At 39.9% G+C, this 22669-nt stretch carries 23 protein-coding genes; 12 read left to right on the forward strand and 11 right to left on the reverse strand.

The features are described from left to right. Positions 1–76 precede the first annotated feature (76 nt). The 4 genes from ABMY35_RS14895 (at position 77) to ABMY35_RS14910 (ending at position 4227) form a co-directional block, all read left to right on the forward strand. The gene (locus tag ABMY35_RS14895; RefSeq protein WP_349286936.1) at positions 77–817 is read left to right on the forward strand and encodes a hypothetical protein; all 741 of its coding nucleotides are present in this window, start codon (positions 77–79) and stop codon (positions 815–817) included. Between the two features lie 30 nt (positions 818–847). Next, on the forward strand, positions 848–1300 hold the full coding sequence (locus tag ABMY35_RS14900; RefSeq protein ID WP_349286937.1) for a porin: 453 nt from the start codon (positions 848–850) through the stop codon (positions 1298–1300). Between the two features lie 10 nt (positions 1301–1310). Continuing rightward, positions 1311–2759, forward strand: a complete 1449-nt coding sequence (locus tag ABMY35_RS14905; RefSeq protein WP_349286938.1) for an SLC13 family permease — start codon at positions 1311–1313, stop codon at positions 2757–2759. Positions 2760–2823: 64 nt separating this feature from the next. Next, positions 2824–4227 carry a coniferyl aldehyde dehydrogenase gene (locus ABMY35_RS14910; protein ID WP_349286939.1) on the forward strand — a complete coding sequence of 468 codons (1404 nt, stop codon included), beginning with the start codon at positions 2824–2826 and terminating at the stop codon, positions 4225–4227. 36 nt (positions 4228–4263) lie between these two features. On the opposite strand, the gene ABMY35_RS14915 is transcribed toward ABMY35_RS14910, so the two are convergent. The 4 genes from ABMY35_RS14915 to ABMY35_RS14930 all read right to left on the reverse strand — a co-directional run bounded on the left by ABMY35_RS14915 (position 4264) and on the right by ABMY35_RS14930 (position 6806). Continuing rightward, positions 4264–4989: a tetratricopeptide repeat protein gene (locus ABMY35_RS14915; RefSeq protein ID WP_349286940.1), complete on the reverse strand. Its 726-nt coding sequence runs from the start codon at positions 4987–4989 to the stop codon at positions 4264–4266. 61 nt (positions 4990–5050) lie between these two features. Next, positions 5051–5689 (reverse strand): flavin reductase, encoded by a 639-nt coding sequence (locus ABMY35_RS14920; RefSeq protein ID WP_349286941.1) that lies wholly within the window; start codon positions 5687–5689, stop codon positions 5051–5053. 3 nt (positions 5690–5692) lie between these two features. Next, on the reverse strand, positions 5693–6439 hold the full coding sequence (locus tag ABMY35_RS14925; RefSeq protein WP_349286942.1) for an SDR family NAD(P)-dependent oxidoreductase: 747 nt from the start codon (positions 6437–6439) through the stop codon (positions 5693–5695). Further along, positions 6420–6806: a DUF393 domain-containing protein gene (locus tag ABMY35_RS14930; protein WP_349286943.1), complete on the reverse strand. Its 387-nt coding sequence runs from the start codon at positions 6804–6806 to the stop codon at positions 6420–6422. Before ABMY35_RS14930 ends, ABMY35_RS14925 begins: the two co-directional genes overlap by 20 nt. A gap of 177 nt (positions 6807–6983) precedes the next feature. On the opposite strand from ABMY35_RS14930, the gene ppc reads away from it, so the two are divergent. From ppc to cdd, 3 genes are all read left to right on the forward strand, one after another. After that, positions 6984–9617 (forward strand): phosphoenolpyruvate carboxylase, encoded by a 2634-nt coding sequence (ppc, locus tag ABMY35_RS14935; RefSeq protein ID WP_349286944.1) that lies wholly within the window; start codon positions 6984–6986, stop codon positions 9615–9617. 265 nt (positions 9618–9882) lie between these two features. Beyond that, on the forward strand, positions 9883–10254 hold the full coding sequence (locus tag ABMY35_RS14940; protein ID WP_349286945.1) for a hypothetical protein: 372 nt from the start codon (positions 9883–9885) through the stop codon (positions 10252–10254). 43 nt (positions 10255–10297) lie between these two features. Continuing rightward, entirely contained in the window at positions 10298–11158 is an 861-nt protein-coding gene (gene cdd, locus ABMY35_RS14945; protein ID WP_349286946.1) for a cytidine deaminase, read from the forward strand. A gap of 31 nt (positions 11159–11189) precedes the next feature. Here the strand turns inward: cdd and udp are convergent, their stop codons facing one another. Further along, positions 11190–11948, reverse strand: a complete 759-nt coding sequence (udp, locus tag ABMY35_RS14950) for a uridine phosphorylase (protein WP_349286947.1) — start codon at positions 11946–11948, stop codon at positions 11190–11192. A gap of 157 nt (positions 11949–12105) precedes the next feature. On the opposite strand from udp, the gene ABMY35_RS14955 reads away from it, so the two are divergent. The 3 genes from ABMY35_RS14955 to ABMY35_RS14965 all read left to right on the forward strand — a co-directional run bounded on the left by ABMY35_RS14955 (position 12106) and on the right by ABMY35_RS14965 (position 15057). After that, on the forward strand, positions 12106–12885 hold the full coding sequence (locus ABMY35_RS14955) for a DUF2189 domain-containing protein (protein ID WP_349286948.1): 780 nt from the start codon (positions 12106–12108) through the stop codon (positions 12883–12885). 283 nt (positions 12886–13168) lie between these two features. After that, positions 13169–14281, forward strand: coding sequence for an arginase family protein (locus ABMY35_RS14960; protein WP_349286949.1), 1113 nt, complete (start codon positions 13169–13171; stop codon positions 14279–14281). A gap of 59 nt (positions 14282–14340) precedes the next feature. Next, on the forward strand, positions 14341–15057 hold the full coding sequence (locus tag ABMY35_RS14965) for a transporter substrate-binding domain-containing protein (protein WP_349286950.1): 717 nt from the start codon (positions 14341–14343) through the stop codon (positions 15055–15057). Here the strand turns inward: ABMY35_RS14965 and ABMY35_RS14970 are convergent. Together ABMY35_RS14970 and ABMY35_RS14975 are read right to left on the reverse strand one after the other, a co-directional pair. Then, positions 15040–15279: a VF530 family protein gene (locus ABMY35_RS14970; protein WP_349286951.1), complete on the reverse strand. Its 240-nt coding sequence runs from the start codon at positions 15277–15279 to the stop codon at positions 15040–15042. The genes ABMY35_RS14965 and ABMY35_RS14970 overlap by 18 nt on opposite strands. A gap of 17 nt (positions 15280–15296) precedes the next feature. Continuing rightward, complete coding sequence (locus ABMY35_RS14975) at positions 15297–15596, reverse strand: DUF1496 domain-containing protein (protein WP_349286952.1); 300 nt, start codon at positions 15594–15596, stop codon at positions 15297–15299. Positions 15597–15687: 91 nt separating this feature from the next. On the opposite strand from ABMY35_RS14975, the gene ABMY35_RS14980 reads away from it, so the two are divergent. After that, complete coding sequence (locus ABMY35_RS14980; RefSeq protein WP_058032440.1) at positions 15688–15918, forward strand: TIGR02647 family protein; 231 nt, start codon at positions 15688–15690, stop codon at positions 15916–15918. A 19-nt stretch (positions 15919–15937) separates the two neighbouring features. Here ABMY35_RS14980 and maiA read toward each other — a convergent pair whose 3' ends face one another. Further along, positions 15938–16564: a maleylacetoacetate isomerase gene (gene maiA, locus ABMY35_RS14985; RefSeq protein ID WP_349286953.1), complete on the reverse strand. Its 627-nt coding sequence runs from the start codon at positions 16562–16564 to the stop codon at positions 15938–15940. A 67-nt stretch (positions 16565–16631) separates the two neighbouring features. Beyond that, positions 16632–17927, reverse strand: coding sequence for a homogentisate 1,2-dioxygenase (gene hmgA, locus ABMY35_RS14990; RefSeq protein ID WP_138479527.1), 1296 nt, complete (start codon positions 17925–17927; stop codon positions 16632–16634). 129 nt (positions 17928–18056) lie between these two features. Between hmgA and ABMY35_RS14995 the strand changes: the two genes are divergently transcribed. Beyond that, on the forward strand, positions 18057–18476 hold the full coding sequence (locus tag ABMY35_RS14995; protein ID WP_349286954.1) for a MarR family transcriptional regulator: 420 nt from the start codon (positions 18057–18059) through the stop codon (positions 18474–18476). 41 nt (positions 18477–18517) lie between these two features. Here the strand turns inward: ABMY35_RS14995 and ABMY35_RS15000 are convergent, their stop codons facing one another. Both ABMY35_RS15000 and ABMY35_RS15005 read right to left on the reverse strand, forming a co-directional pair. After that, entirely contained in the window at positions 18518–21640 is a 3123-nt protein-coding gene (locus ABMY35_RS15000; RefSeq protein ID WP_349286955.1) for a TonB-dependent receptor, read from the reverse strand. Between the two features lie 49 nt (positions 21641–21689). Further along, on the reverse strand, positions 21690–22550 hold the full coding sequence (locus ABMY35_RS15005) for a S1/P1 nuclease (protein ID WP_349286956.1): 861 nt from the start codon (positions 22548–22550) through the stop codon (positions 21690–21692). Positions 22551–22669 lie beyond the last annotated feature (119 nt).

Consider the following 22669-nt stretch of genomic DNA (forward strand, 5'->3'; position numbering starts at 1 on the left):
AAAGCTTCATTAATATTTCACCTCAGAACCTGCGCGTTTTACTTCAATTCCAAGTTTAGTGCGACAAAATTCGCATATGTTGCAGCTACTATATAACGAAACAAGTCATGATTTAAAACCTCTTAATGAATACCTTGCAGATATTCAAATTGCCAATGGCGCATCAGATGTGTATGTGTTGAATGAGCAAGGATTGGTGGCTGCCAGTAGTAACTGGCAAACATCACATAGTTATATAGGGAGTAACTTTGCTTTTCGAAAATACTTCTATAAAGCGGTTGAAAAGGATAGTGCGATAGATTTTGCTGTAGGGTTTCGCTCAGGTGCTCGAGGCATTTATATTTCTCAGGCAATAGAGCAGCAAGGAGAAGTTAAAGGCGTTATTGTTGTTAAGGTAAACGCCAGCCATTTTGAAGAGGTTCGTGACAGCCTAGATACAGGTCATCAGCATAGTTTTATCTTGATGGATAAACAAGGCATTGTATTGATGTCCGATCAAGAAAAACGGCGATTAATCTCAACGCAACCTTTAACCCAAACTGACATCGCTGAATTTGATGCTTCACGGCATTTCTCTGGACGTGAGATCAACACGCAGCCTTGGCGCTTTGACAAGCAAACAGAACAGTTACAAATTTCGAAAGAGGGGCGCTTAGCCAAACACTTTGTGTATGCTAAAAAGCCCCTTGATGCACTTAATGCGTCACTATATTTACTTTCAGCCATTGATGATGTGACAGCCAATCAATGGAGCCGCTTGGCACTGAGTTCAGTATTATTACTGGCGTTATCTATAGGTCTTACCCAAATAAAGTAGACACCATCTATAGTTAGATAGAGGTGAATTATGAGTCATTCCAGCGTCATTGTTATTGATGATGAAAAGAGCATTCGTGATGTCTTAAAGCAACTACTAGAATTAGAAGGCTATGAGGTGTTTTGCTATGGCGATGCCAATGCCGCGCTGAATAATTTGGTTGCGACACGTGTAGTTGCGGCGTATAAGTTTGATGCATTCCAACTTGGCGCAATTGTTCAAGACAGTGAAAACCTAGATGGCAGCAAATCTGGCACAGGCTATTTAGTCAGTGCAAGTTATAAAGCGGGTAGTTGGGTGCCTAAAATTCAATTAGGTAGAGATACAAGCAAATTACGTCATGCCGAAGAAGCCACACAATGGACATTTGATACAGACTATATTCTCGATAAGCAAACTAATCTATATGCATTAGTGACACAACTAGACCTTGAGTCAGACGATGACACATCAATCGCTGTCGGCATGAAGTATAAGTTTTAAGGATTAAAGTATGTCTGATTATTCATCTGCACATCCAATAAAATATGCCATGTTGTTTTTAGGACCACTGGCAATGTTACTTACTTGTCTTGTGTCACCACCCGAGGGCATGAGTGTTGAGGCTTGGCGTACAGCGGGTTTAGCCTTTTGGCTGGCATCTTGGTGGGTAAGCGAAGTCGTGCCTATTCCTGCGGCATCTTTGTTACCTTTGGTGGTATCACCACTTGCTGGCATCGCGCCCATTAAATCGGTCGCACCACCTTATGCGCACCCGCTTATTTTCTTATTCTTAGGTGGCTTTTTAATTTCAATTGCTATGGAAAGGTGGGGCCTACATAAGCGTATTGCATTAAAAACCATGCTTTATGTGGGCTCTAAGCCAAGCGTACAAATTCTAGCTATGATGTTAGTGACGGCATTCTTATCTATGTGGATGTCGAACACGGCCACTGCGGTGATGATGTTGCCGATTGCATTATCGGTTATTCATCTTGTTAAGGAGCGTGACAGCAGCAATGAGGCGTTTGGTAAAGCGCTACTGCTTTCGATAGCTTATGGTGCGAGTATTGGTGGTATTGCTACCCTGATAGGCACGCCTCCAAATGCATTGATGGCAGCCTATTTAGCTGACAGTTATCAAATCGAAATTGGTTTTGCGACTTGGATGGCAGTAGGCTTACCTTTATCTGTCACCATGTTATTCATTACTTGGTTTTGGTTAACCAAAGTCAGTTATAAAGTTGATAATTCAGACGCAGAAGTTGATACCAAATCATTGTTTAAAAGCCAATTAGCAAAATTGGGTGCTATGTCTCGCGCGGAAAAAGGCGTTTTAGCCGTATTTATTTTCGCAGCCTTAAGTTGGGTCTTTAGACCGCTATTGGGCGATTGGACTGGGCTGAAGATATCAGATACCTCTATTGCGATTGCAGCTGCGCTATTGTTGTTTGTGATCACCGCTGATAAGAAAACCGGTGAGCGTATCTTAGATTGGGATAGTGCGGCAAAAGTACCATGGGGCATTTTATTACTGTTTGGTGGTGGTTTGACCTTGGCTTCACAAATTAAATCGTCAGGTTTGGCAACGTACATTGCTAACCTATTGGTTTCGGCCGACACCATTCCATTGGTAGTAAGTGTATTGCTGGTGGCAGGTTTGATTACTTTCTTAACCGAGATCACATCAAATACAGCAACGGCTGCTGGCTTTTTACCCTTACTAGGTCCTGTTGCAGAGTCTATTACGGGCACGCCATTAGTATGGGTAATTCCTGCCGCCATTGCAGCGAGTTGTGCCTTTATGATGCCAGTTGCAACGCCACCCAATGCTATTGTATTTGGCTCAGGTGAAATAAAAATGCGCGATATGATCCGTGCAGGCTTTGTGTTGAATATTGTCGCGATTGTACTTATTACTGTACTAACACTGACCGTAGCAAGAAGCGTCCTTTCTTTCTAATTTGAAACAACTAACAGGCTCATTTATAGTGTATTTATTCAAATACCGATAAATGAGCCATGTTGTGCAATACGAGATAGATCCCCAACTGACAAAGCAACTTGAATCTCTCAAAGTTGCTTTTATGCATCATCCTAATTCATCCGTAGAAACACGCATTTCTTTATTAAAGAAAATAAGAACTCAGCTTGTTACAGCCGAGCAAGACTTTATTGCGGCCTCTAACAAAGACTTTGGAAATCGCTGCACGTTTGATACACAAATGGCGGATTTTATGCCAGTGATTGGCGGGCTAGATCATATCATTAAACATCTAAAATCTTGGCTTAAGCCCAGTAAACGCAAAGTCGGTATTCAGTTTGCTCCGTCAAAAGCCCATGTTGAATATGTGCCAAAAGGTGTGGTGGGTGTTATCTCTCCTTGGAATTACCCGATACAGCTAGCTCTGATGCCTGTTCTCACAGCCTTGGCAGCGGGTAATAGAGTCATGTTAAAGCTCAGTGAATATACGCCTGCAACGAATCAAGTTATAAAAAGAGTATTAGAGCCTTTTTCAGATCATTGCTGTGTTGTGGAAGGGGGCCCAGCTGTTGCAAAAAGCTTCAGTGCCATCCCCTTTGATCATTTGTTTTTTACAGGAAGCACTGAGATTGGCAAGCATGTTATGCGTGCCGCCGCAAATAATTTAGTGCCAGTTACCTTAGAGCTAGGTGGTAAGTCTCCGATTATCGTGATGGACGATGCAGACATCAAACACGCGGCTAAAAGTATTGTTTTTGGTAAAACCGCCAATGCGGGACAGATCTGCGTTGCACCTGATTATTTGCTTGTTCATGAAAAATGTAAGGGCGAGTTAATTGCTGAGATTAAAAAGCATTACAAAAAACAATTTAAATTAGGTGCAAACTCTGACAATTTAACCTCAATTATTAATCGGCAACAGTATGAGCGGTTGATTGAATTAATTGGAGATGCACTACATAACGGCGCTGAGGTTTGGAGCGAACCGCATAGCGAAAATAATGAAACTCGAAAACTAGGCTTACATCTTATCGATAATGCCTCGAATCAAGCTCGGGTAAAGAGTGAAGAAATTTTTGGCCCACTCTTACCAATAAAAACCGTATCTAGTTTTGATGAGGCTTTAAAGGGAATAAAAGAAAACCCCAATCCACTCGGGTCGTATTTATTTACCGAAGATAAGACAATCATTAAGCGTGCTGAGCGGGAACTACAGTGTGGCGGATTAGTGATAAATGATGTACTACTTCATGTAGCCGTTGAAGATTTACCTTTTGGTGGTGTAGGTACGTCTGGTATGGGACAGTATCACGGTAAAGAAGGCGTTTTGACTTTCAGTCATGCTAAAAGTGTTTTTAAAACCGGCAGTTTAGGTAAACCAAGAATGCAACTGCTACTGTCACGGTCGAAACTACTTACTTGGTTTGTAAAAACCTTGCAGAAATAATGTAGACATAAAAAAAAGCGCGTTAGCGCTTTTTTATTAATCAATTTTAGAACCTGGAAAATAGGTTTTTTCTTGGATACGCCAATACAGCTTGTTGGCTTTTTCAATCGCTTTTTCAACCTGAGAAGGAGAAAGCTGTTGTTCATCAAGCTCTCGGCTTTTCATTGCTTGGCGATTGCCATTATATTCAGCCATTGTATTCCAGATAAATGACTTTTCGATGTTTTTCTCAACACCTAAACCTTCATAGTACATTAAGGCGAGGTTAAACATTGCTAAAGTGTAGTTGCTCGCAGCGGCCTTTTCGTACCAGTCCATCGCGACGGCGTAGTCTTTTAACACGCCATCACCATTGGTATACATAACCCCAAGGTTAAATTGTGCGGCAGCAAGATTTTTGTTTGCAGCCTGAGTGAACAACTCAATAGCACGCTGCTTATCTTGTTTCACGCCACGACCTTCTTCATGCATGACTGCCAATGAAAACATGGCATCAGCACTACCCAGTTTTACAGCTTTTTGAAATAACTCTGCTGCTTTACGTGGGTTCTTAATAACGCCATAACCGCCTTCATGTAATTTAGCTAACTCATAAATACCTGGGGCATAATTCATATCAGATAAATACTGAAATTCCTGTAAAGCCCTTTCAAAATCACCAGCATTTGCAGCTTCAATGCCTTCTTCTAATCCTGCAGTTGCAGTAAAACACACGCTCATTAAGCCGACGAGTGCAATCTTCTTTAAGTTATTACGCCACATGGTTATTCTCTTTGATGGTCGGTCTTTTTGAGTTTAAAGCAACCCAAAGAAAAAACAAACCCTAAAGTGTAACTAAAGGCTTAGGCTTTGAATCAGGTTTAGCGTAACTTAAACGATTGATTTTGCTTGTAGTGTGATAACTGTCCAATCCTGTTATCGCGACGGTATTTGCCGCTTCAATGTCGATAAAACCATCTGGTTGTATGACCGAGTCAGGGCAGTGAAGCGCAATCATTTCACCAATGACTAAATGAGTTTGGTTCAGCTCAATTACTTGCTCACTAACAAGTTTTAGACCCATTTTAATATCTGACTCTTTAACGAACGGCGCTTTGAAGTCATTCAAATATTCTGCGGTTAAACCTGTTTCAGTAAATTCTGATTGTTCTTTTTCGTAACGAGCTGACGTTTGGTGCGCTTGTGTGACTATATCTCCGTTCACATGATTTAGTGTATAGAAACCCGTTTCTAATAGGTTTTCAAAAGAATGTCTTGGTACTGAATGTGGGCGAATGATCATACCAAATAAGGCTGGGTTAGCACCTAGGTGAAAAACAGAGCTGACAATAGATAGGTTTTCCTGACCATTTGTATCAACCGTGCCTAATAAGTTTGCACTTTTGAAACCTGACAAACTATTTATCAAATGAGCACGATATCTTTGTTCTAATTCATTGAGAGATTGGGTATTAAAAAACATGATTCACCATTGTATAGACTGGCCTTGCCAGTCAAGATAATTAATTAAATCGTTACTATTCGATTCAACGATTTGGTTATATAAGCACTCGGCAACAAACTCGGGTTTAAATAACTTGCCTGCCGGTACATTTTTTTGAAAAGGTTTCGACAGGGGAGTATCTGTGGTACCCGGGTGGAAAAGTAAAACTGTACTTTGAGGGCTTTGACGTTTTAGTTCAATAGCAAAACTTTTCATCATCATATTAAGTGCTGATTTTGAGCTTCGATAGCTGTACCAACCACCTAAGCCGTTATCTTCGATACTGCCCACACGGGCTGATAGCGCAGTGACAACACAGTTATCATTGCGCTTGAGCAATTTAACGAGATGCTTGAGCCAAAGCATGGGAGTGATAACATTCGAATTGAACAGCGACTGTGCGTAAGCAGGGTCAAATTGTCGGATGCTCTTTTCTGGGCCATGCAAGTCTGAATGTAATTGACCATTAAAAAATGTGATGGTTTTAATTTTTACAAATTCAGATAAGTAAGCAGTTTGAAAAGTCGATACAGAGTCAGAAATTGATTCATCAGTATAATTCGTTTGGTAGTGATGAATATTTTCAGAGTCAAAATTTAATGTGTTCTGACTAAAACTCACCACTAAGTCATCAGGATTTCGCTCGGTGAGTTTATTAATAAAAGCTATAGCAATTTTACTGCTCGCACCGATAACAAGATGCAGTGATTTATCTTTGGCATTGTCCATTGTTACATCCGTCTTTGACTAGAAACCGTGAAATCTTCATTCTATGCTTGGCAAAAAATAAATAGCATTTGTCAGCGAACCACTTTATTGGTTGTACTCTTAACAGTTTCAAAAACGGATATTTACCAACGGTTTGCCAAGCTTGTACGTTTGCATCTAAGCCAAGCAATAGCCTGCCATCATCAGAGTAACCATGTAATATTTTCAGCGTATCTGATTTAGTTATGTTTGGGTAAAGTCGTTTGAAATCGAGTTCATGAATATCATGCACATTTATCAAAGTGAGCTTATTCTCAAGGTCAAACTGCTTGAGTTTTATCATTTCTTTAGCACACAAAGGGCACTGGCCGTCATAGAGTAGTTGCATTGGCTTTATGCTGCTTGGTAATTAAGTAGTTAAAATTACGCTTAAAATTCATATTGAGATCACTCGATCTACCTTTAATTCTCTGTATAGTAGAGAGTGATTATTGAACAATTAGTGTTTTTAACAAATGGTGTTTTAAGCAGTTTTTTTGAGAAATAATAATTAAAAGGAGTCGTTATGGGAGAGCAGTACGAAAACCTGAGAGCGAATGTGAGCCAATTAGGTGGCTGTCTAGGTCGTATTATCCAGCAAACACTGGGTGAGGGAATGCTAGAAAAGATTGAACAAATTCGTCTTTTGGCAAAGTCATCTCGTAAAGGTGATAGCGATGCCCGAATAAGATTGCTAGACACTTTACATAGCCTGACTGATAGAGAACTATTACCTGTTGCACGTGCATTTAACCATTTTTTGAATTTAGCGAATGTAGCAGAACAATTTCATACAATTTCGGTGACAGGTGCACCCGAAGGTATTTACAAAGCATTAAATGAGCAAGTCGAAAAGCTTTCGAATATGTTAGCAAACGACGAATTAAACCATGAGCAAGTTGAGTCTGTGCTCGCTGGGTTAGACATCGATTTAGTACTTACAGCTCACCCTACTGAAGTGACTCGTAGAACCATTATTAACAAACACGTACAACTGAGTGACTGTTTATCTGCCCTTGAATTACAGTGTCTAGATGTAGACGAACGTAAAGTCATTATTAGCCGCATTGAGCAATTGATCAGTCAAGCTTGGCATACCAATGATATACGTGCTAAACGCCCAACTCCGCTTGATGAGGCGAAATGGGGTTATGCAGTTATTGAAAATAGTTTATGGCATGCCGTTCCTCAGTTTATTCGTTACTTCAACCAAGTTACTCAAGATAAATTAGGCATTCAGTTAAAGAAAATTCATAGTCCAATCCGCTTTACTTCATGGATGGGGGGCGATAGAGACGGCAATCCATTTGTGAACTCTGAAGTGACTCAATCAGTGCTAGATCACGGCCGCTGGATGGCGATTGATTTAATCTCTCGTGACATTGATATGCTCAGTAGCGAGTTATCTATGTATCAAGCAGATGAGCATGTGAAATCATTGATAGGAGAGCAACATGAACCTTATCGTTATTTATTGAAGCAGTTGAAAGGCGAACTAGATGAAACCATTCAAGCGCTCGAGAATAAAATAAAAGGTGAGGTAAGCTCAGAGCAAGAAGTGATCGCACATATTGAGCAAGTAAAATCACCGCTTACGCTCATTTATAACTCGCTGCATAACTGTAATATGTCCCAAATTGCAGATGGACTGCTACTCGATACGTTACTTAGATTAGAGTGCTTTGGTATTAATCTCTGCAGCTTGGACATCCGTCAGGACTCTGCTCGACACGCTGATGCGATTGCAGCCATTGTCGAGCACTTAGAACTGGGCGACTATAACGCTTGGAGTGAAGCACAGAAGCAGCAGTTTTTGATTGAAGAATTAGCGTCAAAAAGACCACTGTTGCCAAAAAATTTATCTGCGTCTGATGAAGTTGAAGAAGTTTTAAAAACTTGCCAATTAGTGAGCCAGCAAACCTCTGATAGGCTAGGCATTTATATTATTTCAATGGCGCAATATGCTTCTGATGTGCTGGCTGTTAAATTACTTTTAAAAGAAACGGGTTGTCGTTTCAATTTACCCGTTGCGCCGTTATTCGAAACTTTAGATGATTTAAATCGAGGTGCTGATGTTATAAGCCAATTGTTAGCCTGTGACTGGTATCGAACTCATATCAACCATAAGCAATACGTGATGATTGGCTATTCTGACTCAGCGAAAGACGCGGGTATGATGGCCGCTGGTTGGGCACAGTACCAAGCTATGGACAAACTATTAAAAGCTGCAAAAGACTTTGGCGTTGAGCTGGTATTGTTTCATGGTCGTGGTGGCACAGTGGGTCGTGGCGGAGCACCAGCAGCTCAGGCTTTGCAATCACAGCCTCCTGGCAGTTTGAGTAATGGCTTAAGGGTGACAGAGCAGGGTGAAATGATCCGTTTCAAATATGGATTACCGAAAGTCGCAGTGCAAAGCTTTTCGATTTACACTAGTGCAATTATTGAAGCGAACTTAACCCCAGTCCCATCACCTAAATCTCATTGGATTGAAGTGGTTGAGCTCATTGCCCAAAGCTCATGTAACTATTACCGACAAATTGTCAGAGAAAATCCAGATTTTGTGGCTTACTTCAGACAAGTCACCCCTGAGTTGGAATTGGCCAAGTTACCGCTTGGTTCTAGGCCATCAAAGCGTAATCCGAATGGTGGAGTTGAGAGTTTAAGGGCCATTCCATGGATATTTGCTTGGAGTCAAAACCGATTAATGTTGCCAGCTTGGCTTGGTGTTTATCAAGGCTTACAAGCTGCAATTGATAAATATGGCGTTGAGATATTACATGAAATGCGTGATCAATGGCCGTTTTTTAGAACTCGATTAGAAATGCTAGAAATGGTGTTTTGCAAAACAGATGCTTGGCTATCTGAGCATTATGAAAAAGTATTGATGACTACGGATGCTAAATCACTTGGCTTGCAGCTTAGACATGACCTTAAATCAGCTCAAGCACTGATAACAGAGTTAGCGCCAGGAAATACCTTATTATTAGAGCAACCTTGGTTAAGACAATCTCTACAATTAAGAAACCCTTATATCGATCCACTTAATTTACTTCAGGTCGAGCTGTTAAAGCGCACCAGAGAGCATGAAAATGAACAAATTGATCAGGCACTCATGGTTACTATGACAGGTGTTGCTGCAGGTATGCGAAACTCAGGTTAAAGCTCACTAACAAAAGTTATAAATAAACAATAAATGTTAATTGAATAGCAAAAGTATGGGTTGAAAACTAATACTTTTTGCTATTTTTGTGGTTTGTTTGTGGTTTGTTTGTGGTTTTTTTGTATTAATTTGTTGACTGTTTAGATTGTATACATAGAATCTCATCCGATGTCATGCTGGTTTTAGATTAATTTTATTTATTAGAACCAATTTGCTATTGAGCAACGGGCATACATTTACTTGGGTTGAAGCTTTTTGAGGTTTTATGTCTACATTATCTACCAGTATTACTTATGACGAATCAACATCACTTGTGATGATGACTTTAAGAGGAGTTGTTTCTGCTGAAGATGTAATAAAAACATATCAAAGAGCGAACACTTACGCGATGAATTATAAGTCTTCAAAGTTATTAATCGATGTTACTGAGTTAGAACATGATTTTGCTGCAATCGATATTGTTTCATTAATGCCCAAAGTTGCGCATGCACTTCACAATATCAAGCTTGCCCGTGTTGTGAGTTTTAATGGTTATATGCACGACTTATTTCTTCAAAAGGCAAAACGTTTCGGTATCACGGTAGAAAACTTCGATTGTTTCAAAACAGCAAAGAATTGGTTGTCTAATACTAATTAAATAGATAGACTATTCGGCCGTTTTCATAACGTGTGGCATTTTTATGCTAACGATTTCAAAAGAACTAGAACAACAATTACAACAAAAAATTCAATCTAACAGCGGTGTCATTCCCAAAACACTGCTTGATTCATTAATGGCAAAGTTTGATATAGAAATCAAACAACTTTTACAAAGCCTTCTACCCATAGCAGCAAGATTTTCAATTGCACCTATTTCTAATTTTAATGTTGGTGCGATAGCCTATAGTAGTGACTCTGGGTGTGCATACATAGGGTCAAATCTAGAATTTAATCACGCCGCATTGTGTTTAGTGGTTCATGCTGAACAATCTGCTATAAATACAGCTTGGTTGAATGGTGAAACACATATCTCACACATCGCCATCACCGATGCGCCTTGTGGCCATTGCAGACAATTTATCAATGAAGTGAAGTTATCAGAACAGATAGAAATACTTTTACCAAATACTAATACTTCATTACCAGAGTTGTTACCTCACTCTTTCGGTCCGGCAGATCTAGGTAATGAAACACGCCTTCTTGATATATCAGAGCCACATACCCCTGATTCAAAACTCCCTATTTCACCTGAATTGCTTAAACATTACCAGGCTTCATATGCGCCATATTCAGGTAACAAATCAGCAGTAGAAATTAAAACTGCACAGCATGGAAATTATTATGGTCGTTATGCTGAAAATGTGGCGTACAACCCGAGTCTCTCACCATTACAAAGTGCTCTGAGTCAAATGGCACTATCAGGGCTGAGTCTTGATAAGGTTGAAGTGGTTGAAATTACGTTAGTTGAAACTGAGCAATATAAAAATCAATCTGGTGTCGCTGATGTAGTATTAGACAGTTTTACCGGTAGTTATGAAATAAAAAAAGCGTATGTGAGCTAGACTTGCATACGCTTCTTCAAAATCTTAGAAATTATTTCTCTAACACGATTTCTGCCGCTTTTAAAACTACAGCAATTGCTTTTTGTTCAATCTCTTGATGATCCACATTTGGGATCTCTTGACGAGTTCTATTTACTAGCACACCCGCGATACAAGCCGCTTTCAAACCTAAAGCTGCACACATAGTAAATAAGGTTGCAGACTCCATTTCATAGTTCATTACATTGAGTTTCTGCCACTCTTCACAGCTACCTTGGAACGCTTTATTCACATAACCAGAGTATGTATCGTAGCGCTCTTGACCAGGATAGAAAGTATCACTCGATGCCGTTATGCCGGCATGATATGTCACGCCGATTTCTTCACAGGCCTGAACCATTGCAGCAGTTGAGTGGAAGTCAGAGACTGCCGGGTAAGACAGCGGAGCAAAATGCTGACTAGCGCCATCAAGTCTCACCGACGCCGTGCTTACTAAGATATCACCTTCGTCGATGTGAGGTTGTATTGCGCCGGTTGTGCCAATTCTTAGAAAAGTTTTAACACCCAGTTGAGCGAGCTCTTCAACTGCAATTGACGTAGAGGGGCCACCGATCCCAGTTGAGCAGATCACGACAGGTTGTTGTTTTAGTTCTGCGAGATAGACGTGAAATTCTCGTGTTTTTGCAAGGCAAATACTGTTATCGAGTTTGTTAGCAATACGTTCAGCTCTTTCAGGGTCGCCAGGCACAATTGCTAAATTAGCACCTTTTAATTGTTCGGTGCATAGGCCCAAATGAAATACCTTATCCATAGTAAACCTTATTTATTATAAAACCGTAGTTTGAAAGATTAGCGTATAAAGTACAGGACAGATGTCCGATTGTCTTTGTGCACGATCATGCAATTCCTTGCAAGATTGGAGTTGTTCTTCTAAACATTAATATAGCCGCAACAAAAAAGGGGTTATTATGCCAGCTTCACCACCAATCGATAAAAATACAGAATTTGCTCGCTGTCTCGAAAGTAATAGAATTAGTTCACTAGCACCGTTTCACTGGCTATCGCTTGCGATTGCCGATATGGTGAGAGCACCAATTTTAAGTTTAATCTATGGGTTAGTATTTACTGCCATACCCGTCACTATCTTATATTTAATTTACCAATTAGATACACACCTGGTTATTCTACCTGCCGCAGTAGCCTTTGCGCTGATTGGTCCTGCATTCGCAGCAGGGCTTTATGATGTCGCTTGGGAGTTAGAAAAAGGCCATACACCAACGCTAGGACATAGTTTGAAATCTATGTTCAGAAACCCTGCGGGAGAGTGGGGGTTTGCGATACTTCTCATGGTCATAATGATTGTTTGGATGCGTTTAGCGGCGCTTGTACACGCACTATACCCGAACGTGCCGAATCCAACATTTGAGCAGCTACAATCATTTTTAGCGCTAGGCAGCCTTATTGGTGGAATATTAATGGTCAGTGTGTTTGCCATTTCAGCTTTCACGCCTCAAATCATGATGGAGAGACGTGTGGATATAATGACTGCCGTGGTGTCGTCAATTAATGCGGTTAGGACTAACGCTTCGGCTATGTTAGTGTGGGCATTCATCATATTGTTTTTAGTGATGTTTGGTTTTGCCACAGGTGGCACGGCCTTTATAGTGATTATGCCATTACTTAGTTACGCCAGTTGGCATGGCTATATTGCTATCATAAAGACCAAGAAACCAAGGGGTTATGAGTAACTTATTCATTTTATATGAATATTAAACCAAGGGCTGTTTTGTAATAAAACGGCCCTTGTTGACATAAAATGACAGCATGCTATATCTCTGCACATAAACAAAAATTCTGTTTTACCATTTAACGTTTAATTAAGGTTAAGGTATTGTATTTCAAAGAATATATATATATGTCTTTGTCTTTTTGAACGTGTTTTATTGTGCGCTTTAGTGAGCACAGTATTAGGTGAGATATTTTTTCTTAACAAAGTTTTAGCATGAATATGCAAAGCAAGCAGAGGTTTCTATGAGTATTAGCAAAGAACAATTTTACAATAAAATGACCCAGTGTTTATGTCCTCCGGGAGATGGGGTATTTACTGTTAATACTGCGAAAGAAAGAAAAGATGCACTGCGTACAAAGCTTTATGGACAAACTGAGGGTATTGAGCAGATCTGGAAAGAGTCGTTATTAAAGATTGAAGAGTCAGAACATAAAGCGGCAATTTTAGGTATCAGCTCAGACTGCGGCGGCGGTATTTTAAGAGGCGCTAACTGGGGACCATTATTTTTAAGAAGCACATTAATAGAACAGCAACCTCATGTTGAGGCGTTTGATTTAGGTGATGTTCGCGTTATTCCTCACCTTCTGCATGATAAGTATTTGAATGATGGTACTATAGAGAATTGTCAAAAGGCACTTTATCAAAGTACTGAAGAAGGCTATCACGTATCACCTTTGTCAATCACTGAAGATGTTTGCGATGGTTTCTACCTGCATTATCCAAACAAAGGCATTTTCGGTATTGGTGGTGACCACTCGATTAGTTATCCATTAACAAAATCGTACTTGAAAGCGAAAAGAGATGCGGGTAAGCGTACTGCTATTATTCACTTTGATGCACATACAGACTTGTTAGTAGAGCGCTTAGGTATCGATTTATGTTTTGGCTCTTGGTGTACACACATTCTTGAGTTCTTACCTGCACCACATCATTTAATTCAGTTTGGTATTCGTTCAAGTGGTAAAGACAAGTCTCATTGGGAGTCAACGTTTGGTGTGAAGCAACACTGGGCGCATGAAATCAGAGAGCGTGGCGCTCAGGCAATCGTAGATGATGTTATTGCACAGCTGCAAGCTGATAATGTAGATGAGCTGTATGTTAGTTTTGATATCGATGCCTTAGATGAACAGTGGGCATCTGCAACTGGTACACCTGAAGGCAATGGTATGACCCCTGATGAAGCCATGGTTATTTTGAAGGCATTGTCTGAGCGTTTCCCAATCACAGGCGCAGATATGATGGAAATCGCTCCATTTACTGACAGCTCATTAGTCGGTCAATCAAGTTCTGAGACAACTTTACGCGAAGGCGCGAAAATATCAGCATTTCTTCTAGATGCGATAAATCGTAGTTAGGCTATAGTATTAGGTGGTGAATAGTTTATTCATCACCTTTTTTATCTATAGGGAGTACTATGAAGGCGTCGTTTCTCATCGTTTCATTACTATTTTCAACAAAACTCTTTGCATACACACTGAATATAGTTACCGAATTATTCCCGACTTATCAATATCTTGATGCTGATGGTAAATTAGCCGGTCCAACCGTTTCGAAAGTTACTAGTGTACTTGTTGATGCTAATATCCAGTTCAATTTATCTGTTCAACCCTGGCACATCGCATATAATGCGGTGCAGCGAGATAGCGACACATGTATATTTTCTATCGGAAGAAACAATGAAAGAGAAGATATGTTTAGCTGGTTATTTCCTGTAGCAGAATTTTCAAGTTCATTTTATGCGCTGAAAAGCCGTAAGATAAAACTCGATGTTTTAGAAGACGCCTTAAAATACCGTACAGCAGTAATAAGAAATAACTTCAGCCACCAATACTTAAAAGAAAACGGTTTTACTGAGCAATCACAATTAGTTGTTATTTCGAGCTTTAATAATGTTTTAGATATTTTAAAAACAAGAAAAAAGCAATTGGACTTGGTTGTACTAGGTGATGCTCAAGTAAAAGCCGCTTCGAAAAACAGTACTCTTTTGGCTGAATTAGAGCCTATATTACCAATTCAAAACATAAATAATAAGCTCTATTTTGCCTGTAATAAGCGTGTTCCAGAGTATGTTACTGACAAAATTAAGCGAACATTTAAAACTTTAAGTCAGCAATCACTTCTTAATAGGTGACCACTTAAAGCCATGAAATGTATCTAAATAAAGTTGTTCAACTTTGACTCTTGCCCAAGGTGTTTTGCGCAAAAACTTTAGACTCGATTTGATGCTCGGATCGTGAGTAAAACAACGAATATTGACAATATTGCCCATTTCTTCCCAGCCAAGTTCAGCTTCAAGTTTAATTAATATTTCTTCTAGTTTTATACCATGAAGTGGGTTATTTGGTTGTTCCATAAATAATGACTTCTTATTTAGTTAATGCGAATAGATTTCTTTGGTTTTTGAGGGACCGGTAACCCGTTTTCATCAGCAATTCGCCATGTTAGTTGGCCATTGGCTTGATTATCGAACTTGTTAGCACAAACGAACAGTTTCTCAGCCATGACAATCAATGCACCTTCACTGTATTTGGCATCTTTATACCAGCAGACAGCATTTAGATTGTCTATAAACAAATTAGCTTTGCCCAATTTGGGGTTCGCGTAAGCATAACCTGAGATAAATACAGAAAATAAAACTAAGTTGAGAAAACTAAATTTGTTATATGTCATGGCATAACTCCTATTTTTAGCTAACCTTAGTTTAGTTCATGAAAATTTGAACCTATATTACCACAACAACAATAAATTAATGGGAGAGGTTATGGCTATAGATAGCAATTTTATGGCTGAGTTAACACTTTTAGCAAAGTTTCCACGCTCAAGTATGCAAATGGGGATCAAAATCCATAAAGACGCCGATCCTAATTTGATTGCGGCGGCTGAGAGGCTTTACAAGAAAGGTGTCATTGACAGTCCTGATGGCGGATATCTGACGGACTTAGGTTTAGATTTAATCGGACACTTAGACCAAGTTCATTGTGCGCTTCAGTAAGCGCACAATGAATGAAAGATTAAGCAGCGTCGAATTGATTTTCAGGCGCTGCATCAATAAATGCTTTATGCGTATTACAGTGATTATAAATAGCTTCAATTTTTGGGAATTGACTCATATCTACTTTAAATCTTAACGCATTAAAGACTTGAGGTACCAAGCAGGCATCGGCAAGAGTCGGATTATCTCCAAAACAAAACTTATCACCGGCTAGCATAGTTTCAAGCTTCTTAAACCCTTCAATAACCCAATGTCTGTACCAAGTGTTCTTTTGTTCATCATCAACATTCAGTTCATTTGATAGGTATTTAAGTACACGCAAGTTATCGATTGGGTGGATGTCACATGCTATGGCATAACAAAAATTTCTAATTTGAGCTTTATGCCATGGATCACTCGGAAGCAGAGGTGTGTCGGTATATGTTTCTTCTAACCACTCTAGAATTGCCAGAGATTGTCCTAAAACACCTAGCTCAGTTTCTAACGCAGGCAATAGACCTTGACTATTTTTATTGGTGTACTGTTCACCAGTTTGCTCTGATTTCAAGAGATTAACCGCAGACATTTCATGCGGTATACCTTTTAAATTTAATGCAATGCGTACCCTATACGCTGCAGAAGAGCGAAAATAGGTATAAAGTTTCATATTCAAATCCTTAATCACGACAAAGGCACGCAATTGCGTGCCTAATATTTATAACATTATAGAAAGCTTAAGCACCCTTGAAGTACTTTTTGATACCTTTCCAACAATCAAGGTAATTTTGTTGTCTTTCTTTGCCTTCAAGTGCATATTTTGTTGGCGAGATCACATAACGAGACTCAAACATGAAAGCTAAAGTGTTTTCATATCTTTGCGGCTCAAGCTCTGCATTTGAAGCTTTTTCGAATACATCGGCTTCAGGACCATGTGGTGACATACAGTTATGCAAACTCATACCACCAGGAACAAAACCATGTTCTTTAGCGTCATACACACCTTCAATTAAGCCCATAAACTCACTCATGATGTTACGGTGATAATATGGTGGGCGGAAAGTATCTTCTGCAACCATCCAACGTGGAGGGAAGATCACAAAGTCGACATTGGCAACGCCGGCAGTACCTGATGGAGACGTTAAGACTGTAAAAATTGATGGATCTGGGTGGTCAAAACTGACGGTGTTCATCACGTTGAAACGCGAAAGATCATATTTATAAGGCGCGCTATTACCTGTCCAAGCCACAACGTCTAGTGGTGAATGACCAATGTCACAGCGGAATAGGTTACCGTTAAACTTAGACACAAGCTCAAAGTCACCTTCAAGATCTTCAAACGCTGCTACAGGATATTGGAAGTCACGCTCATTAGTATAACCGTTAGCGCCTACAGGACCACGTTCAGGCAGAATGTAAGGGTGGCCGTAGTTTTCACAGATATAGCCACGAATACTGTCGCCAATTACTTCAACTGAGAACTTGATACCACGTGGAATAACTGCAATTTCGCCCGGCTTTACTGCAAGTTTACCGCACTCAGTATGTAAAACCATTTCGCCTTGTTGAGGAACGAATAGCAATTCACCATCGGCATTATAAAAATAACGACCTTGCATTGATTTATTAGCAACATAGACGTGGATTCCAATACCCACTTGACCGTTTGCACTGCCATTTGCTGCCATGGTTACTAAACCATCAACAAAGTCTGTTGCTTCACTTGGGATGTCAATAGGGTTCCAGCGTAACATAGTAGGGGGCGTTGGCACTTCAGTAATTGGCGCTGTTCTTAATAAACCATTGTCCATCGACGTATAGTCCCCCTGAACAACTGAAGGACGAATGCGGTAGAACCAATTACGACGATTGTCAGCACGTGGTGCCGTGAACGCGGTTACATTAAATTGTTCTGCATATAGGTCGTATTTTACTTTTTGTGGTGAGAATTGACCTATTGGTAATGCGCCTGGTAAAGCTTCGGTTTCAAACTCGTTTCCAAAACCTGTTAAGTACTGAAATTCTGTGCTCATAGAACTTGCTCCTTTGATGTTTGCAATTAAGATACTCTCATGTGAGACTATATTCAAATTAAAAAACAAACTTTGCTTGTATAATTTAGTTTACAAAGGCAATGAGATGCAGAAAATAAAAGACAGTTTATGTTAGAAATTAAAGAATTTTTACCTTATCAACTTGTACATTTAGCCAATAAAGTAAGTGATGACTTTGCGAATGTGTATAAAGAGCAAGCCGATTTAACTTCGCCTCAATGGCGTGTTATGGCACATCTGGCACAATCGAGCTTTACTGCAAAACAGTTAATTGAACTCGCTCGAATTGATAAATCAACGATATCGAGAGCAATTAAACAACTAGAATCAAGAGGTTTAATAGAGCTTAAAGCCGACGAAAAAGATAAGCGGAGCAAAGTACTGTTTTTAACTAAAGAAGGGCGCGAGATTTATAAAAAACTGTCAGTCTCAGCTAAAGCTTGGGAAAAGTCATTGTTAAAAGATCTGTCAGAACAAGAACGAGTGACATTGAAAGCAGTGTTACACAAACTTAATGAACACATATAAAAAAGGCCAACATGAGTTGGCCTTAATAAATCTAATTTAGATTAGAAAGTGTATTTCACACCGAAACGCATTTCCCAAACTGATACATCTTTCTGTACAGATTGGTTAGCTGCATTTGGATTGAAGTCAGAGTAAACGTACTTACCGTCAACAATAGCTGCCTTAACAACTCGGTTACCTACGAAGTTACCTTTACGCATTACACCCCAGTCATCGTTTAACATGTTAGTTAAGTTGTCGATAACGAAGAATACTTCACCTTTGTGACCATCCATAAATCCAGGTACTTCTTGAGTGATCTTGAAGTCTAGCTTTTTGAACCAATCAGCATTTTGGCTATTTCGTGCTGCGATTTGACCACGATCTAAACCTTGCTCAGCGATCCAGTTATGGAAATCTTCGATCTCAGCTGATGTCATGTTGTAAGTTACTTTGTCATCATTGATTTCAGGAACATACATTAGCTGACGACCACTGCGTGAATTCCAGCTTGCATCACCAAACGCGCTGTCACTACCAGAGAATAGGTAGCTGTAAGGTTGACCTTTGCTTGCCTGACCGAATAGGTTGAACTTAGTTTTGAAGCCATCAATTAGTTCTACTTTATAACCAAGTTGTAAAGTAAAACGATGTGGTACTTCATAATCAGACGTAGATAAACTTGGTGCAGTCGGGTTGAATGTCGCGATGTTACCGTAGTTCGAACCAGCTGTAGAGCTTGTCATTGGGTTCACATCTTGAGAGTCAGTGAATGCATAAGATAGAGTTAAGTCAATACCATTATCAAAACGCTTGCTCATTGCAGCAGAGATGATGTGTGACTTAGCATCTGGACCTGATACGTTAGTTAACATGTAGTCGCCATCTCGACCGTCTTCACGCTCTTCAATAAGAGGACGACCGTCAGGTGCTGTTTTACCAGTTGTTTGAAGTGCAATATCTTTTACAAGCGCTGAGTTTTGCTTATCTGTGTATAGGTAATCTACGCTGAACACATACTCGTCTTCAGTTGTGTAGGTTGCACCTAAAGCGAACTTCCACTCTGAAGGAATTTCAAAGTTAGGCGCAGTTGAGTTTACAGCACCGTCGCCATCACCGATAGCAGTGTTACCGATAGCGTCGAACATGTCTTTAGGAACATCATAACCTGGTGTACCACCGTGGATGTTCGTTAACTCAGTTTCAAATAAGTTAGCATAGAAACCACGCTTACCAATTTGAGTTACACCATCATTTGAGTATGAGTTAGATAGCCATACATTCGGGTTACCACCAGAATATAGACCAATACCACCACGTACTTCTAACGCGTCATCAACATACCAGTTGAAACCTACACGTGGTTGAAGTAAGTCAACGCCATCAAGGTTTTTAGTGTTCATGAAACCATAACGTTCTTCAAAGCGCTTGTTTTCTGTTGGGCTGTCATCACTTGTGTAACGGTCATAACGTAGACCGAACGTTAGTGTTGCATCGATATCAGAGAATGCGTATTCATCTTGAACGTAGAAAGTATGCTGCGCATAAGAGAATGAAGCAGCTACATCGTTAGGGTTGTTAGTACCAGCTGAGTTGTTGTAGAACGTGAATGCAGCACCGTTCTCATAATCTTCAATAGAGCTGAAACGGAATTCACCTTGTGTATGCTGCATGAATAGGTTGAATACATTTAATTCTTCGAACTCGTAACCAGCAGTGATAGTGTGCTCATCAAGGTAATAAGTACCTGCTAATTTAAGCGTGAAGTTGTCCCAGTCTAGATCATTTGATTGACGAGAGTCATCTGGACCAATGTAAACTGTACCTTCGTCTTCGGTTGTGATTTGGAATTCACCGAAACCTGATGCTGCATCTAGTGATGCTTGACGACCATCTAAATCAGTTTTACCGATGCGTACTTCAGTTGAAAGTTCATCAGTCCAGTCTGAGTATAGTGACGCTACGATTGACGTCATCTCTGCGCCTTGTTCGTAGAAGTGGTTGCTTAGCGGTAGCTCATCACTTGCTTGGTCAGACTGAGATAAACGGAAACCATCATTCCAGTTGTACACTACGTTAGCGCGGTGGCTGTCGTTAATGTTCCAATCAAGCTTAACTAGAAGTTTTTCATCTTCAACAGGCATACTAGGAACCATTGTACCCGGGTCATAGTTATACTTGTCTTTTGTAATTGCGATAATACGGTCAAGGTCAGATTGGCTTACAGTATTGTTTAAAGCACTGTAGCTAAATTGCTCAACACCTTCTAACTTCTCATATGAAGTAAATAGGAACAATGAATCTTCAATCAGAGGCATTCCAACGTGGAAGCCGTAACGCTTTTCAGAGTAATCACCGTTGTCGATGTCTTCGCCTTCTACCTTATCACCCTTCATAGAGTCATTTGTGTAGTCGTAGAACATACCACCACTGATATCGTTACCACCAGACTTTGTAACCGCGTTGATGTTACAAGAAGTGAAACCACCGTACTGAACATCGAAAGGTGCTAGTTCAACAGCAACTTGATCGATTGAATCAAAAGAGAAAGGTGCACGAACAGTAGGGTAGCCGTTTGAACTTAGACCAAAGTTGTCGTTCATACGAACGCCGTCAAGTGTCAGGCTGTTAAAGCGAGGGTTACCACCACCACATTGGATAGCACCACGGCTCTCATCTACGTAAACACGTGGATCTGCACGAACGATATCACGAAGGTCACGGTTAATTGCTGGTGCTTCTTGAAGATTTTCAAGTGTGAAAGTAGCAGCAGGACCTGTACCACCAGACATTTGGCTAATTGGGCGACCTGTTACAACGATTTGCTCGATATCTGAAGGAGCTTTCAACTGAACGTTTACTGGGTAATCAGAACCAAGTGAAAGATATACGTTTTCGATAAGCTGATCTTCAAAAGTCGTTGAATCAACGATGATTTGGTAAGGACCACCTACACGTAAACCCTTTGCTGAGAAGTAACCTGCATCATTTACAGTTGCCACTTTAGTTGAACCAGAAGGTAAGTGCATAATAGTTACTGTAGTACCAGTAGCTGGATTACCTTGAGGACCAACGATCTGACCTTTCACTGCAGAGGAGGTTTCGTTAGCAAACGCAGCGCCACTTGCACCGATGCCAGCAATAACTGCAAGCGATAGTGCCGTTTTGCGTAGTTGAGTTTTCATTTTATTGTTTCCCGTGTTGAGATTATTTAACTTACTTTTTTGCATGCCATTAACCACGCTTTTTGATAAGCGCTTCTGTTAACGGCTTTGCGTTACTGTCAAAAATTTGGTTAAGAAGCCCAGCTAAACGGATACCACCTTGTGATAAGCGCTTTTTGACAACAGGCATATGCTTGTAGACATAGCCATAACTGAGCTTTGTTTCGTTTTCACCGTATACGCGGTGAGATATTTTGTTCGATTCAACCAACCAATCAGCAGGCTGGCTATTTAAGTATGCCTTTATAGTCTTTTTATTTGACGTTTTTATGAAATCTGCAAACTCAGTGAAAGATAAATTTTCATTTTCAATAAGATGCGTATCCCACGTGCTATGCAAGTTTGTTTCTTTACCGAAGAAAGATACTTTAATTAAGTTACCTCCACGGTCTTCAGAGCGTCCAGCGTGGAAAGGCTGATGGCTATCACCTACCAAATGGACTAGAAAGCTTAAAGCAAACTTTTTAGATTCTAAGTCGCTCTTATTGCTCTTTAAAATATTAATAGAATAATAAATTCCGTCTAAAATATGTGCAACTTTATCTCTTGAGTCAATAGAAGTGTTTACATATTGATGCATTTTTTTTGCATCTTTAATATTAATGTAATGCCACTTGCCAGATTCTTTTCGCCAAAAGTGCTCCGGACTAGAGCGCATTTCATCGGGCCAGGTTGAGATTTGGGCTAAAGAACTACCAGCTAGCAAAGGCTGTAGGGCTGATTTAGTTTTATCAGTCAAATGCATATCAGCTATTTCACCAATTACTCTGTGACCGTTTTGACCCCAAGCAATCGCTTTGTGTGAACTAAGTACTGTTAACATAGTCAATGATAAAGCCAGTGTTTTTGTAACTGTTGTCAAATTCAACATGTATAGCCCGTGTAGATCGTAATCTTATTAAGGTCAATTGTCCGTGTTTTTGAAGTTTGAATAAAGGACTCAAGTTTATTCATCATTACTTGTTAACAAAGCATATAAATCAAGTGTTT

This window comes from Pseudoalteromonas sp. BZB3 (assembly GCF_040104455.1).
Taxonomy (GTDB): Bacteria; Pseudomonadota; Gammaproteobacteria; order Enterobacterales; family Alteromonadaceae; genus Pseudoalteromonas.